This window comes from Bradyrhizobium sp. WSM4873 (assembly GCF_055811355.1).
The window spans coordinates 65,075-79,040 of sequence record NZ_JBVVPS010000018.1 but is presented as its reverse complement, the minus strand read 5'-3'; the positions used below and the strand labels follow the sequence as shown (position 1 = coordinate 79,040).

Sequence of the window (13,966 nt, the reverse complement as noted above, 5' to 3'; positions counted from 1 at the left end):
TCGGCAGGCCGTCGCCCTTCGAGGGCCGCTGAAGAAGCGGCCACCTCAGGCACCATCACTCCGCCACCAGCGCATTCATGTGCTCGACGGCTTCGGCGAACTCTTCCTTGAACTCCTGCACCACCGCGCCGGCCGATTTCACGCTGTCGATCAGCCCGACGCCCTGGCCGACGAAGTAACTCACGAGATCGCGCGCCTTCGCGTTGCCGCCCGCCGCCGCCCGGTCGATCGAGTTGAAGGCGTCGCGACTGACGATGCTTTGCAGCGGCATCGGCAATGCGCCGGGGCTCTCGGGTGCGCGGTCCCAGGCGTCGGTCCAGACCGAGCGAAGCTGCCGTGCCGGCTTTCCGGTGCGGCCCTTCGAGCGGATCGCATCGCGCGAGGACGCCGCGATCATCTTCTCGCGAAAAATCTGCGTGGTCTCGGCCTCCACGGTGGCAAGCCACACCGAGCCGGTCCAGGCGCCCGCGGCACCCATCGCCATGCAGGCTGCCATCTGCCGTCCCGTCATGATGCCGCCGGCGGCCAGCACCGGCAGGTCGCGGACCTTCTTGATGGCCTTGATCACCTCGGGCACCAGCACCATGGTCGAGACCTCGCCGCAATGGCCGCCGGCTTCGGTGCCTTGGACCACGAGAATATCGACGCCGGCCGCGACCTGGCGCAGCGCGTGCTCCTTGGCGCCGACCAGCGCCGCGACCGGCACGCCATGCTTCCTGCCCATTTCGATCATGGCCTTCGGCGGCACGCCCAGGGCATTGGCGATCAGGCGGATCGGATGGTTGAACGAGACCTCCAGCAGCTCCAGCGCGGTCCTGCCATCGAACGGCTGCGGCTGGTTGTCGGCGACTTCAGTGGTCGTGAGTTCGATGTCATATTTCTTCAGGAGATCGCGGGTGTAGTTGCGGTGCTCCTGTGGCACGCGCGCTTCAAGGCTCTTCCAGGTGACGTCCTTCTCGCCGGAGGTCGAGATGTTTTCGGGGATCAGCACGTCGATGCCGTAAGGCTTGCCGTCAACGTGCTCGTCGATCCATTTCAGTTCGCGCTCCAACGTATCCGGCGTGTGCACGGTCGCACCTAAGACGCCAAAGCCGCCGGCCCGGCTGACGGCGGCGACGACATCGCGGCAATGGCTGAAGGCGAGCAGCGGGAAATCGATGCCCAGCATGTCGCAGATCGGCGATTTCATCGTTCTCTCCCGGCGGCCTCGCGTTGCTGTCGTTGCAATCTTGAGCGCAGGCTCATCGACGCTAGACCATCGTCTTGCGCTATGCCAATCCGGATTTGGCGGCGCATCTTGCGTGCACACGCCGTGCTGCGCGAAGCCGTACGCCTGGCTCGACGGATGCGGTTTTCCGTGATGGCCGTCCTCGGCAACGTCGGATGCATGACGCGGTCGCGAGGCCCGCGCAGGACGCAGGGCCGGCAGGGCTTGCCATCGGCCGTCCGTGGGCTAATTAATGCAGGCGCATCTTTTTCGCCGGAGCCTTCCCATGACCGACATCCCCGCCTACGTGCCGCCGAAAGTCTGGACCTGGAACAAGGAGAACGGCGGACAGTTCGCCAGCATCAACCGCCCGATCGCCGGTCCCACCCACGACAAGGAGCTGCCGGTCGGCAAGCATCCCTTCCAGCTCTATTCGCTGGCGACGCCGAACGGCGTCAAGGTCACCGTAATGCTGGAGGAGCTTCTGGCGCTCGGCCACAAAGGCGCGGAGTATGACGCCTGGCTGATCAAGATCGGCAACGGCGACCAGTTCGGCAGCGGCTTTGTCGACATCAATCCGAATTCCAAGATCCCGGCGCTGACGGACCGCTCCGGCCCGGAGCCGATCCGGGTGTTCGAGTCCGGCTCGATCCTGTTCTACCTCGCCGAAAAGTTCGGCGCCTTCCTGCCGAAGGACATCAAGAGCCGCACTGAAGCGATGTCGTGGCTGTTCTGGCAGATGGGCAGCGCGCCCTATCTCGGCGGTGGCTTCGGCCATTTCTACGCTTACGCGCCGACCAAGATCGAATATGCCATCGACCGTTTCGCGATGGAGACCAAGCGCCAGCTCGACGTGCTCGACCGCCGGCTCGCCGATAACGAATATCTCGCCGGCAGCGACTACACCATCGCCGACATGGCGGTGTGGCCCTGGTACGGCGCGCTCGCCAAGGGGCTGGTCTATGGCGCGGGCGAATTCCTGTCCGTGCAGGACTACAAGCACGTGCAACGCTGGACCGACCAGATCGCCAAGCGCCCCGCCGTCAAGCGCGGCCGCATGGTCAACCGTGTTTCCGGCGACCCCGCCAGCCAGCTCCACGAGCGGCACGACGCCAGCGATTTCGAGACCAGGACGCAGGACAAGATCGGCGAGGTGGCCGCGTCGTAAGGGCGGTGCCAACTTCACCTCGCCCCGCTTGCGGGGAGAGGTCGGATTGCATCGAAGATGCAATCCGGGTGAGGGGGAGTCTCCGCGAGTCCCACTGACAGCGTCCCCGCGGAGACTCCCCCTCATCCCCAACCTTCTCCCCCCAGGCGGGGAGAAGGGGAAGAAAGATCACGCCATGCTCAGCTCGTGGCGTCCCACCACCATCCAGTGCACCTCGTCCGGACCGTCCGCGAAGCGGAGATGACGGACGTCCTGGTACATTTCGGCCAGCGGGGTCCAGTGCGAGATGCCGGTGGCGCCGTGCATCTGGATCGACTGGTCGATGATCTTGCAGGCGCGCTCCGGCACCATGGCCTTGACCATGGAGACCCAGACGCGGGCCTCCTTGTTGCCGAGCACGTCCATGGCCTTGGCGGCCTTCAGCACCATCAGCCGCATCGCCTCGATCTCGCAGCGCGCCTGCGCGATGATCTGCATGTTGCCGCCGAGATGGGCGATCTTCTTGCCGAAGGCCTCGCGGGTGAGGCCACGCTGCACCATCAAATCGAGCGCCTTCTCGGCCTTGCCGATGGTGCGCATGCAGTGATGGATGCGGCCCGGCCCGAGCCGAAGCTGCGAGATCTCGAAGCCGCGGCCTTCGCCGAGCAGAATGTTCTCCTTGGGCACGCGCACATTGTTGAAGCGCATGTGCATGTGGCCGCGCGGCGCGTGGTCCTGGCCGAACACGTACATGGGGCCGAGCACCTCGACGCCGGGCGTGTCGCGCGGCACCAGGATCTGCGACTGCTGCTTGCTCGGCGCCGCATCCGGATTGGTCTTCACCATCACGATGAGGATCTTGCAACGTGGATCGCCGACGCCGGAGATGTAATACTTCTCGCCGTTGATGACCCATTCGTCGCCGACGAGCTTTGCGGTGGTCGAGATGTTCTTGGCGTCGGAAGAGGCGACGTTCGGCTCGGTCATGACATAGGCCGAGCGAATCTCGCCGTTCATCAGCGGCTTCAGCCACTTCTCCTTCTGCTCCTTGGTGCCGACGCGCTCCAGCACTTCCATGTTGCCGGTATCAGGCGCCGAGCAGTTCATGCTCTCCGAGGCGAGCGGACTCTTGCCGAGTTCGGATGCGATATAGGCGTAGTCGAGATTCTTCAGGCCCTGGCCGGTCTCGTCGTCGGGCAGGAAGAAGTTCCAGAGGCCTTCCTGCTTGGCCTTGTTCTTGGCCTTCTCCAGCACCTCGAGCTGCTTCGGCGTGAAGCTCCAGCGGTCTTGCTTGCCTTCGCCGGCCTTGGCGAACTCGATCGACATCGGCTCGACGGTGTCGCGGATGAACTTCCTGACGTGATCGTAGAGCGGCCGGACTTGGTCCGACATCCTGAGGTCGTTGAGCTCGTCGCCGGGATTGAGGGTGTAGTTGGTGGTACGGGGAATATAGGTGTGTTTTGTCATTGTTCCTCCCGGGGGCGCTGAGATCGTGTTGGACGTGAGAATAGTCGCAGCGTCGCCAAAGTGCGAGCGCGCATTTTTCCAACATGAGCCATGCCATGCGATGGAATTTCGCGAGGGCGTTTGAAATGTTGTTTGAATGGGGCTGCATTCTCGCTGTCATCGCCCGACTTGATCGGGCGATCCAGTACTCCGAGGCGTCGGTGATTCATGGAGAGGCCGCGGCGTACTGGATGCCCCGGTCGAGCCGGGGCATGACAGCGGTGGTTGCGGCTGGCTCAGTTCGCCATCCGATGCATCGCGCAGATCTTGTTGCCGTCGAGGTCACGCAAATACGCAATATAGAGGTTGACGCCGGGGCCTTGGCGGATGCCGGGAGGATCTTCGCAAGGAACGCCGCCGGCGGCGATGCCGGCCGTATGCCATGCATTGACCTGCTCAGGCGAGTTGGCGGCAAAGCCGATGGTGCCGCCATTCGCTGGCGTTGCCGCCTCACCGTTGATCGGCTTCGTCACCGAGAACACGCCGGTCTTGGTGATGTAGAAGATGCGATGGTCGTCGACGCGCGCCGGCCGCACCTCGAGCGTGGTCAGCAAATTGTCATAGAAGGCCTTGGCCTTGTCGAGGTCGTTGGTGCCGATCATCACGTGTGAAAACATTTTGCCGTTCCCTCATCTTGTAGCCCGGATGGAGCGAAGCGAAATCCGGGTCTTGTTTGCCTTTTTGGCGGTCCCGGATTGCGCTGCGCTCCATCCGGGCTACGAGACTCAAAACGCCGTATAGCCGCCGTCGATCACGAACGTATCCGCGGTGTGATACGACGAGGCCTTGCTCATCAGATACACCGCGATGCCGCCGAAATCGCTGGGCTCGCCGAAGCGGCGCACCGGAATGCGCGGCATCACGTTGGCCACGAACTTCTCGTTGGCCATCAGGCCTGATGTCATGTCGCTCTTGATCCAGCCGGGCAGGATCGCGTTCGCGGTGACGCCGTGGCGCGCCAGCTCGACGCCGAGCGCGCGGACCAGCGCGTTGATCGCGGCCTTGGTCGCCGCGTAGTGCTCGTTGCGGGCGGTACCGAAGATCGAGGCGAGGCTCGAAGTCGCCACCAGCCGGCCGAAGGGATCGCCAGCCTCGGCGCGCGCGGTCATGTGTTTTGCGGCCGCCTGGAACGCGTGGAACACGCCGTCGAGATTGGTCGCAAACATCGTGCGCCATTCTTCCTCGGTGCGTTCGATGAAGGAGCGCCGGCCGCCGCCGCCGATTCCGGCATTGGCGAAGCAGCCGTCGACGCGGCCGAATGTGTCGAGCGTGGCCTTCATCGCGGCATTGACCGAGGCCGGGTCGGTGACGTCGCAGACCTGCGCGTCGACCTTGCCGGATAGCCCCGCCAGGCTCGCGGCAGCGCTGCTGTTCTTGTCAGGATTGCGGCCCCAGATCGAGACATTGCAGCCCTGGCCGGCGAGCGCCTGCGCGATGCCTAGCCCGATGCCGCCATTGCCGCCGGTGATCACGGCGACCCGGCCTGAAAGGTCGAAAAGATTCATGGCGCGTTTCCTGTTTTTGCTTGGGTCGCGCATCAGCCGCTGCGCGCAAGATTGCTTGCTATGCTCCGATCACCATGGACAAGACCGCGCCAAAAATCAAATATGCGCCCCGGCAAAAGCAATTCCGGTCTGCGAAACTGGTGCAGGCCGCAACTCACGAGGAAACCATGCAGTTCAAACACGTCACGCTCGATCTCGATGGTTCGGTCGCGATCCTCAAGCTCGACCATCAGGAGGTGATGAACGCGGTCTCCGTGGACATGCTGGGCGGGCTCGCGGAAGCGCTCGACGCGATCGATGAAAAGAAGGACGAGGTGCGCTGCGTCGTGCTGACGGGCGCGGGGCGGGCGTTCTGCACTGGGGCGAATCTCCAGGGCCGCAACAACCAGTCGAAGAAGACCAAGGCCGGCCTGACGCTCGAGACCGGCTTCCATCCCTTCCTGCGTCGCATTCGCAATCTGCATTGCCCGATCGTGACCGCGGTCAACGGCCCGGCGGCCGGCGCCGGCATGAGCTTCGCGCTGCTCGGCGACATGATCCTGTGCGCGCGCTCGTCCTATTTCCTGCAAGCCTTCCGCCGCATCGGCCTGGTGCCGGATTGCGGCTCGACCTGGCTCTTGCCGCGGCTGATCGGCAAGGCACGTTCGATCGAATTGTCGCTGATGGGCGAGCGGCTCCCTGCCGAGAAGGCGCTGGAATGGGGCCTCGTCAACCGCGTCTACGATGACGGCGTGCTGATGGAGGAGGCGATGAAGCTCGCGCACGACCTCGCCAGCGGCCCGACGGTCGCGCTGTCGCTGATCCGCAAGCTCTATTGGGACAGCCCGGAGAATTCCTTCGAGGATCAGCTCAATCTCGAATTCCAGTGCCAGCTCCGCGCCGGCGACACGGATGATTTCCGCGAAGGCGTCGGCGCCTTCCTGGAGAAGCGCCCGGCGCAGTTCAAGGGCAAATGATCGAGGCGGAGCTTTCCCGCAGTGTTGCGCGCTGGTGCGAGGGGGCGACCGGCGTGACCGGCGCGGCCAAGCTGTCCGGCGGGGCCAGCCAGGAGACCTGGCGCTTCGATATCGCGCATCCCGATGGGCCGATCGGTGCGATCCTGCGCCGCTCGCCGAAGGGGTATGGCGCTGCGCCGACGCGCGCGGCAGGACTCGGTGCGGAAGCGCAGCTGATGCAACTTGCCTATGAGGCCGACGTGCCGTCGCCGCGCGTGATGCATGTGCTCACGCCAGGCGACGATCTCGGCACTGGCTTCATCATGCAGCGGGTTGAGGGCGAGACCATCGCACGCAAGATCCTGCGCGACGACGAGTTCGCCGCGGCGCGGCCGCATCTCGCACGGCAGATCGGCGGCGTGCTCGCGAAGCTGCACGGGCTGCCGCGGGACAAATTGCCCGAGCTGCGCAGCCGGTCCGCGACGGAGGAGATTTCTGAGTTCGAACGCGACTATCGCAGCCTGGACTGGCCAAAACCCGTGTTCGAGCTGGCGCTGCGCTGGCTGCGCGACCACGACCCGGGTCCTTCGGCCGAGACCACGCTGGTGCATGGCGATTTCCGCAACGGCAATCTCATCATCGGCGCCGACGGCGTGCGCGCGGTGCTCGACTGGGAGCTCGCTCATCTCGGCGACCCCATGGAGGATCTCGGCTGGGTCTGCGTCAACTCCTGGCGCTTTGGCGAGATCGACAAGCCCGTCGGCGGGTTTGGCTCGCGTGAGGAGCTGTTCGCCGGCTATGAGGCGGCAGGGCGCAAGGTCGATCCATCGCGTGTCAAATTCTGGGAAGTGATGGGCACGCTACGCTGGGGTATCATGTGCGGCGGCATGATGCAGCGATTTCGCGAAGGCCCGGACCATTCGATGGAACGCGCCATGATCGGTCGTCGCGCTTCCGAGACCGAGATCGATCTGTTGCGGCTGCTGGCGCCGCGGGGGAGTTGACCATGCAGGACGAGCCGACCCCGATCGAGCTGACCAAATCGGTCTCCGATTTCCTCCGCAACGACATCGCGCCGCTGATCTCCGGCCACCAGGCCTTCAAGCTGCGCGTGGCCATCAACATCCTCGACCTCGTGACGCGGCAGTTGACGCAGGAAGAGGGGAGCGACGGTGCGGAGATGGAGCGGCTGCGTGCTCTGCTCGGCATGGACGGCTCGGTGACCGATCTCAACCGCGCACTCGCCGAGCGCATCGCCAAGGGCGAGGCCGATCTGGCGACGCCCGGCCTTGCCGAGCATCTGTGGGCGACCACGATGGACAAGCTTGCAGTCGACCAGCCGAATTATGCGTCGTACAAACGGGAGTTGTCGCGAGGTGGGTAGACCTCTCCTCGTCATTGCGATGAGCGTAGCGACGAAGCAGGCGCGCTACTCTCTCCGCATCGTCATGCCCGGGCTCGTCCCGGGCATCCACGTTCTTCGTGCCGTGCGGTGAGGCGTGGATGGCCGGGACAAGCCCGGCCATGACGGAAACAGTTTACTTCCCCACCCATTTCGGCGGCCGCTTCTCCGCAAACGCCTTCGGGCCTTCGATGTAGTCCTGTGAGGCCACCATCGCCTTCACGGCCGGATACTCGCGCTGCTCCTCGATCGCCTGCTCCAGCGACACGCCGAGGCCTTTCTGGATCGCCTGCTTCGAAGCGCGGATCGACATCGGCGAATTCTTGGTGATCATCTCGGCCCAGCGCAGCGCGGCCGTGAGCGCCTCGCCCTGCGGCACCACCTCGTTGACAAAGCCGAGCTCGAGTCCCTCTTTGGCGCTGACATGGCGCGCGGTGAGGATCATGCCCATGGCGCGCTTCAAGCCGATCTGCCGCGGCAGCCGGTGCAGGCCGCCGGCGAGTGCGGCGAGGCCAACGCGCGGCTCGGGCAAGGCGAAGGTCGCGTTCTCCGCGGCAATGATGAGGTCGCAGGCCAGCGCGATCTCGAAGCCGCCGCCCATGGCAACGCCATTGACCGCGGCGATGATCGGCTTGTCGCAGTCGAAGCGCGCGGTGAGGCCGGCAAAGCCGCCCTTGTCCCAGCCGCGCTTGCCGCCGGCCGCCTGCCACTTCAGATCGTTGCCGGCGCAGAACGCCTTGTCGCCGGCGCCGGTGACGATCGCGACCCACTGCGCAGGGTCAGTGGAGAAATCGTCGAACACCTTTTGCAGCTCGAAATGCGCGTCGGTGTGCAGCGCGTTGTAGACCTCGGGCCGCGACAGCGTGACGATCGTGATCGGCCCCTTGCGTTCCACCTTTGAGAACTTCAGCTCCATGGTCGCTCCGCATTTTCTCGTGAAGGAATATTGCGGCCATACTAGCGCGCAGGCGCGTTTCAACACCATCGAATTGCGCGGGCGCGCCTTGCGCCTCTCACACGCCTCGCATTGCTTGACTTGTGTGAGCTCTTCTCACCTTAATCGTGCGAAGCAAAGCTGCGCCCAGCGCCTTAACGCAAAACGAAAAAAACACCCGGGAGAGAGCCGTGGATTTCTCACTGCCTGCCGATCTCGTCGCCTATCTCGCAGAGCTCGACCGTTTCATCGAACGCGAGATCAAGCCGCTGGAAGCGGCCGACGACAATATCCGCTTCTTCGATCACCGCCGCGAATGGGCGCGTACCGATTTCGAGAACGGCGGCCTGCCGCGCCACGAATGGGAAGCGCTGCTGCGCAAGGCCAAGGATCTCGCGGACGCCGCCGGTCATTTGCGGTTTCCGGTGCCGAAGCAATATGGCGGCAAGGATGGCTCCAACCTCTGGATGGCCGTGATCCGCGAACACTTTGCCGCCAAGGGGCTCGGCCTGCACAACGATCTCCAGAACGAGCATTCCATCGTCGGCAACTTTCCCGTCGCCACCATGCTCGATCGCTACGGCCGCGACGACCAGAAGGCGATGATCGATGGCTCGATCAAGGGCAAGTACCGCATCACGTTCGGCCTGACCGAGCCAAATCATGGCTCCGACGCCACCCACATGGAAACGCGCGCAGTGCCCGCGACCCGCGACAAGGTCAAGGGCTGGATCATCAACGGCGAGAAGATGTGGACGACCGGCATGCACGTCGCCACGCACTGTGCGCTGTTCGCGCGGACGTCAGGGAATGACGGCGATGCGCGCGGCATCACCTGCTTCCTGGTGCCTGCCAAGAGCCTCGGCGTGAAGATCGAAGAGTACATGTGGACCTTCAACATGCCGACCGATCATCCGCGCGTCAGTTTCACGGACGTGTTCGTGCCGGAGGACGCGCTGTTCGGCGAGGTCGGGCGCGGCCTGTCGCTGGCGCAGTGTTTTGTCCATCAGAACCGCATCCGGCAGGCGGCGAGCTCGCTGGGCGCGGCTGTCTATTGTATCAACGAGAGCGTGAAATATGCGCGCGAGCGCAAACCGTTCGGCAAGGCGTTGGCCGAGAACCAGGCGATCCAGTTCCCGCTGGTCGACCTGGCGACGCAAGCCGAGATGCTGCGCCTGCTGATCCGCAAGACCGCCTGGGAAATGGACAAGCTCACCGAGGAGCAGATCGAGCGCACGCTCTCCGACCGCGTCTCGATGTGCAACTACTGGGCAAACCGCCTCTGCTGCGAATCCGCCGACCGCGCCATGCAGGTCCACGGCGGCATGGGCTACTCACGACACAAGCCGTTCGAGCACATCTACCGCCATCACCGCCGCTACCGCATCACCGAGGGCAGCGAGGAGATCCAGATCCGCAAGGTGGCGGGATTTTTGTTCGGGTATATGGGGCCGGGGAAGCATTGAGGCATTGTTGCGAACTATCTCTCCACGTCGGGTTATCTCTCCACGTCGTCCTGGCGAAAGCCAGGACCCATTGCCCCAGGAAGAAGTTGGCGAAGCAGGCAGGTCACCACGAGTCTTCCCCAAACTGCTCTCTGGGATAATGGGTCCTGGATCGGCGCTTCGCTTGTCCAGGACGACGATGTGGATAGAGCGGCCTAATTCACCCTTCTATCCTTCCCCGCCCAATACGGCTCCCTCAACTGCCGCCGCAAGATCTTGCCTGACGGATTGCGCGGCAGCGCCGGCAGGAACTCCACGCTCTTCGGCGTCTTGAACCCGGCGATGCGCTCGCGGGTGAAGTTGATGATGTCGGTGGCGGTCGCCTGCTTGCCCGGCTTCATCACCACGACGGCTTTCACCGCCTCGCCCCATTTGTCGTCGGGTATGCCGATCACGGCAGCTTCCGCGACGTCGGGATGATCGCACAGCGCGCTCTCGACCTCGGCCGGGTAGATGTTCTCGCCGCCGGAGATGATCATGTCTTTGATGCGGTCGTGGATGTAGAGATAGCCGTCCTCGTCCATGTAGCCGGCGTCACCGGTGCGCAGCCAGCCGTCGCCACGGAGCGTCGCGGCGGTCGCCTCGGGCAAATTCCAATAGCCCGCCATGTTGGAGCCTGAGCGCGTCGCGATCTCGCCGACCTCGCGCGGCGGCAGCGGCTTGCCGTCGACATCGAGGATCGCGATCTCGACGCCCGCCAGCGCCTTGCCGGCCGAGCGCATCCGCTCGAGCCCCTCGATATGATCCTCCGGCGGCAGCGCGACGATGGTGCCGGTCGTCTCGGTCATGCCGTACATCTGCACGAAGCCGCATTTGAAGATCTCGATGCATTCCTTCAGCAGCGCCGCCGGGATCGGCGAGGCGCCGTACAGCATGTATTTCAACCGGGAGAAATCGACCGTTTTCGCGCGTGGCTGCCGCACCACGAACTGCATCGCGGCCGGCACCATGAACAGTTTTGTGATGCCGGACTGCTCGAAGAAATCCAGCACTTTTGTCGGATCGAACTCGCGCGCGATTACGCCGCGGGCACCGTGGTAGAGCCCCATCACGCCCCAGCCGGAGCCGCCGATATGGAAGATCGGCATCGCCACCAGCGACACGTCGTCGGTCGACCACCGGTTCCACTCGGGCTTGTCCTCGGCATTGCCGGTTTGCACCAGGTTGAGGAAGTTCGCATGCGACAGCATCGCGCCCTTCGGCTTGCCTGTCGTACCCGACGTATAGAGCTGAATCGCGATGTCCCGCGTCGCGATCGGCACCTTGGGATCGTCGCCGCTCTGTGTATCGCGCCAGACTGTAAAATCCTGCCATTCCGCTGCGCCGCCTTCGGTGGTGATGACGCTGCGCACGCCCGGCAATTGGTCCTTGATCTGGCGGACCTGGGTGATGAACTCAGGTCCCACGAACAGCACCGGCGCTTTGCAATCCCTTACGATGAGGGCGACCTCGGGGCCGGCGAGCCGCCAGTTCACCGGCGCCATCACCACGCCGGCCTTCGTCGCGCCCATCAGCAGCTCGAAATAGATGTCGCTGTTCTTGCCGAGATAGGCGATGCGCTCGCCCTTGTTCACACCCATCGCGATCAGCGCGTTGGCCACTTTATTCGTCTTGACGTCGAATTCGGCAAAGCTGGTGGCGCGCCCCTCGAACTCGAAGGCGATGGCATTGCCGCGGCTCGTCGCGCGCTCGCGCACCATGGCGGCGAGATTGGCCAATGGCTGTGTGGTCATGTTTCTCCCGTGAGGTCTTGTTCTTATGCGGCGGAGTGTGGCGTCTTCCGCAGGGGAAGACAAGACGGGGGAGGTTCGTGGCCCCGCTCTCTCAACGCGTCGTCCCGGCGAAGGCCGGGACCCATAGCCACAAGACGCAATTTTGCGAAGACCGGCCATGGCCAATCTTCGCCAAACAAGATTCGGTGGTTATGGGTCCCGGCCTTCGCCGGGACGACAACAACTACCCCCGCTTCGCCCGATCCTTCTCATTCTGCGCCATGATGCTCTCGCGCGCGGTTTTCCAGTCGTCGTCGCTCCAGTCGCGGAGCTGATAGAAATTGCCGCCCATGGCGAGCGCCTGAGCGCCGTCCATGGCGATGGTCTCGCCGCTGATCCAGTCGCAACCGCCGGAGATCAGGAACACCGCGACGTTCTGCAATTCCTCCATGGTGCCGACGCGGCCCATCGGGTTCATCGCCTTGGTGCGCGCGCCGGCTTCGTCGCCGGGCTTGATGCGCTTGCTCATGCCTTCCGTCGGGATCTCGCCCGGCGCGATCGTGTTCAGCCGGATGCCGTAGCGGCCCCATTCGGCCGCGAGCGACATCGTCATGGCATGGATCGCGGACTTGCTCATCGCCGACGGCACCACGTAAGGCGAGCCGTTGCGCACCCAGGTCGTGGTGATCGAGACGACATTGCCGGGCTGCTTCAAGGCGATCCAGCGCTTGCCGACCGCCTGCGTCACGTAGAACGTGCCGTGCATGACGATGTTGGCGACCGCGTCGAAGCCGCGAGGCGACAGTTCTTCGCTGCGCGAGATGAAATTGCCGGCGGCGTTGTTGATGAGATCGGTGAGGGGGGCGTCGCGAAAGATGGTCTCGATCATCTCCTCGACCGCGAGCGCGTTGCGGATGTCGACGCCGTGGCTGCTCACGCGGCCGCCATACTCGGCCATCAGCTCGGTCGCGGTCTCGTCGCAGACGATCTTGCGCCGGCCGCAGATGTGCACCTCTGCGCCGAGCTGGAGAAAGCGCGCCGCCATCGACTTGCCGAGCCCGGTGCCACCGCCGGTCACGAGGATGTTGCGGCCGGCCAGAAGGTTTTCCTTGAACATGGCTGTTTCCTCCGCAGGGATTGTCAGTTAATTGGTCGATTGACTAAATCCGGCCGCCGTCTTTCTGTAAAGCGGCACCGAACAAGAACAGCAGGGAACCAGGGGAGAATTCATCCATGGAAGAGCGCGTCTCGATCTCGATCTCGGAAGGCGTCGCCGACGTGTGCCTGGTGCGCGCGGACAAGATGAATGCGCTGGATCAGGCCATGTTCGAGGCGCTTGTTGCCGCAACGGATCGGCTTTCAAAGGACAAAGGCGTGCGCGTCGTGGTGCTGTCCGGAGAAGGCCGTGCCTTCTGCGCCGGTCTCGACATGGGGCGTTTTGCCGCCATGAAGGAGAAGGGCGGCAACGGAATTCCGGGTGGCGAAAATCGCGATCTCACCAAGCGTACGCACGGCCAGGCGAATTTTGCGCAACAGGCGGTGTGGGGTTGGCGACAGCTTCCCGTGCCGGTGATCGCAGCGATCCAGGGCGTCGCCTTTGGCGGCGGATTCCAGCTCGCACTCGGCGCCGACATGCGCTTCCTCACCCCCGATGCGCGGATGTCGGTGATGGAAATCAAATGGGGCCTGGTGCCCGACATGGCGGGCACACCGATCCTGGCTTCGCTCGTGCGCGACGACATCTTGCGCGATCTCACCTACACCGGCCGGATCTTCTCCGCGCAGGAGGCGATGGCTTACGGTCTCGCCACGCGCATCTGCGACGACCCGCGCGCGAGCGCCCTCGAAGTCGCGCGCGAGATCGCGGGCAAGAGCCCCGATGCGATCCGCGCCGCCAAACGCCTGCTCAACAATCTCTCGGTCGATCCGGGCCCCGCGCTGCTCGCCGAGTCCGTCGAGCAGCAGAAGCTGATCGGCAGTGCGAACCAGACCGAAGCGGTGCGCGCGAATCTGGAGAAGCGCGCGCCGAGGTTTGCGGATTAGCGACTTTCTCCTTCATGGCCGGGCTCGTCCCGGCCATCCACGTTCTTTGGCAAGGCGACGAAGCAGAACG

13 protein-coding genes are annotated in these 13,966 nt (G+C 64.2%); 6 read left to right on the top strand and 7 right to left on the bottom strand.

From position 1 onward, the window contains the following. Positions 1 to 55 precede the first annotated feature (55 nt). A complete protein-coding gene (locus tag AC0L21_RS23045) occupies positions 56 to 1,189 on the bottom strand; it encodes a nitronate monooxygenase (RefSeq protein WP_473264081.1) in 1,134 nt (377 codons plus the stop codon). 304 nt (positions 1,190 to 1,493) lie between these two features. Between AC0L21_RS23045 and yghU the strand changes: the two genes are divergently transcribed. Continuing rightward, entirely contained in the window at positions 1,494 to 2,375 is an 882-nt protein-coding gene (gene yghU / locus AC0L21_RS23040; RefSeq protein ID WP_473264080.1) for a glutathione-dependent disulfide-bond oxidoreductase, read from the top strand. A gap of 168 nt (positions 2,376 to 2,543) precedes the next feature. On the opposite strand, the gene AC0L21_RS23035 is transcribed toward yghU, so the two are convergent. The 3 genes from AC0L21_RS23035 to AC0L21_RS23025 all read right to left on the bottom strand — a co-directional run bounded on the left by AC0L21_RS23035 (position 2,544) and on the right by AC0L21_RS23025 (position 5,365). Then, positions 2,544 to 3,821 carry an acyl-CoA dehydrogenase family protein gene (locus AC0L21_RS23035; protein ID WP_007593713.1) on the bottom strand — a complete coding sequence of 426 codons (1,278 nt, stop codon included), beginning with the start codon at positions 3,819 to 3,821 and terminating at the stop codon, positions 2,544 to 2,546. 275 nt (positions 3,822 to 4,096) lie between these two features. Continuing rightward, on the bottom strand, positions 4,097 to 4,477 hold the full coding sequence (locus tag AC0L21_RS23030) for a VOC family protein (protein ID WP_473264079.1): 381 nt from the start codon (positions 4,475 to 4,477) through the stop codon (positions 4,097 to 4,099). Positions 4,478 to 4,585: 108 nt separating this feature from the next. Continuing rightward, a complete protein-coding gene (locus tag AC0L21_RS23025; protein WP_473264078.1) occupies positions 4,586 to 5,365 on the bottom strand; it encodes an SDR family NAD(P)-dependent oxidoreductase in 780 nt (259 codons plus the stop codon). Positions 5,366 to 5,532: 167 nt separating this feature from the next. On the opposite strand from AC0L21_RS23025, the gene AC0L21_RS23020 reads away from it, so the two are divergent. The 3 genes from AC0L21_RS23020 to AC0L21_RS23010 are packed head-to-tail and all read left to right on the top strand — an operon-like array spanning position 5,533 to position 7,684. Continuing rightward, positions 5,533 to 6,321 (top strand): enoyl-CoA hydratase/isomerase, encoded by a 789-nt coding sequence (locus tag AC0L21_RS23020; RefSeq protein WP_473264077.1) that lies wholly within the window; start codon positions 5,533 to 5,535, stop codon positions 6,319 to 6,321. Continuing rightward, positions 6,318 to 7,304, top strand: a complete 987-nt coding sequence (locus tag AC0L21_RS23015; protein WP_473264076.1) for a phosphotransferase family protein — start codon at positions 6,318 to 6,320, stop codon at positions 7,302 to 7,304. Before AC0L21_RS23020 ends, AC0L21_RS23015 begins: the two co-directional genes overlap by 4 nt. Before the next feature lie 2 nt (positions 7,305 to 7,306). After that, positions 7,307 to 7,684: a DUF6285 domain-containing protein gene (locus tag AC0L21_RS23010; protein WP_473264075.1), complete on the top strand. Its 378-nt coding sequence runs from the start codon at positions 7,307 to 7,309 to the stop codon at positions 7,682 to 7,684. A 154-nt stretch (positions 7,685 to 7,838) separates the two neighbouring features. On the opposite strand, the gene AC0L21_RS23005 is transcribed toward AC0L21_RS23010, so the two are convergent. After that, positions 7,839 to 8,618 carry an enoyl-CoA hydratase-related protein gene (locus tag AC0L21_RS23005; protein WP_473264074.1) on the bottom strand — a complete coding sequence of 260 codons (780 nt, stop codon included), beginning with the start codon at positions 8,616 to 8,618 and terminating at the stop codon, positions 7,839 to 7,841. A gap of 209 nt (positions 8,619 to 8,827) precedes the next feature. On the opposite strand from AC0L21_RS23005, the gene AC0L21_RS23000 reads away from it, so the two are divergent. After that, complete coding sequence (locus AC0L21_RS23000; protein WP_473264073.1) at positions 8,828 to 10,102, top strand: acyl-CoA dehydrogenase family protein; 1,275 nt, start codon at positions 8,828 to 8,830, stop codon at positions 10,100 to 10,102. A 194-nt stretch (positions 10,103 to 10,296) separates the two neighbouring features. Here the strand turns inward: AC0L21_RS23000 and AC0L21_RS22995 are convergent, their stop codons facing one another. Both AC0L21_RS22995 and AC0L21_RS22990 read right to left on the bottom strand, forming a co-directional pair. After that, positions 10,297 to 11,874, bottom strand: coding sequence for a fatty acid--CoA ligase (locus AC0L21_RS22995; RefSeq protein ID WP_473264072.1), 1,578 nt, complete (start codon positions 11,872 to 11,874; stop codon positions 10,297 to 10,299). A 223-nt stretch (positions 11,875 to 12,097) separates the two neighbouring features. After that, entirely contained in the window at positions 12,098 to 12,970 is an 873-nt protein-coding gene (locus AC0L21_RS22990; RefSeq protein WP_473264071.1) for an SDR family oxidoreductase, read from the bottom strand. Positions 12,971 to 13,086: 116 nt separating this feature from the next. Between AC0L21_RS22990 and AC0L21_RS22985 the strand changes: the two genes are divergently transcribed. Beyond that, entirely contained in the window at positions 13,087 to 13,896 is an 810-nt protein-coding gene (locus AC0L21_RS22985; RefSeq protein WP_473264070.1) for a crotonase/enoyl-CoA hydratase family protein, read from the top strand. The last annotated feature ends 70 nt before the right edge of the window (positions 13,897 to 13,966 follow it).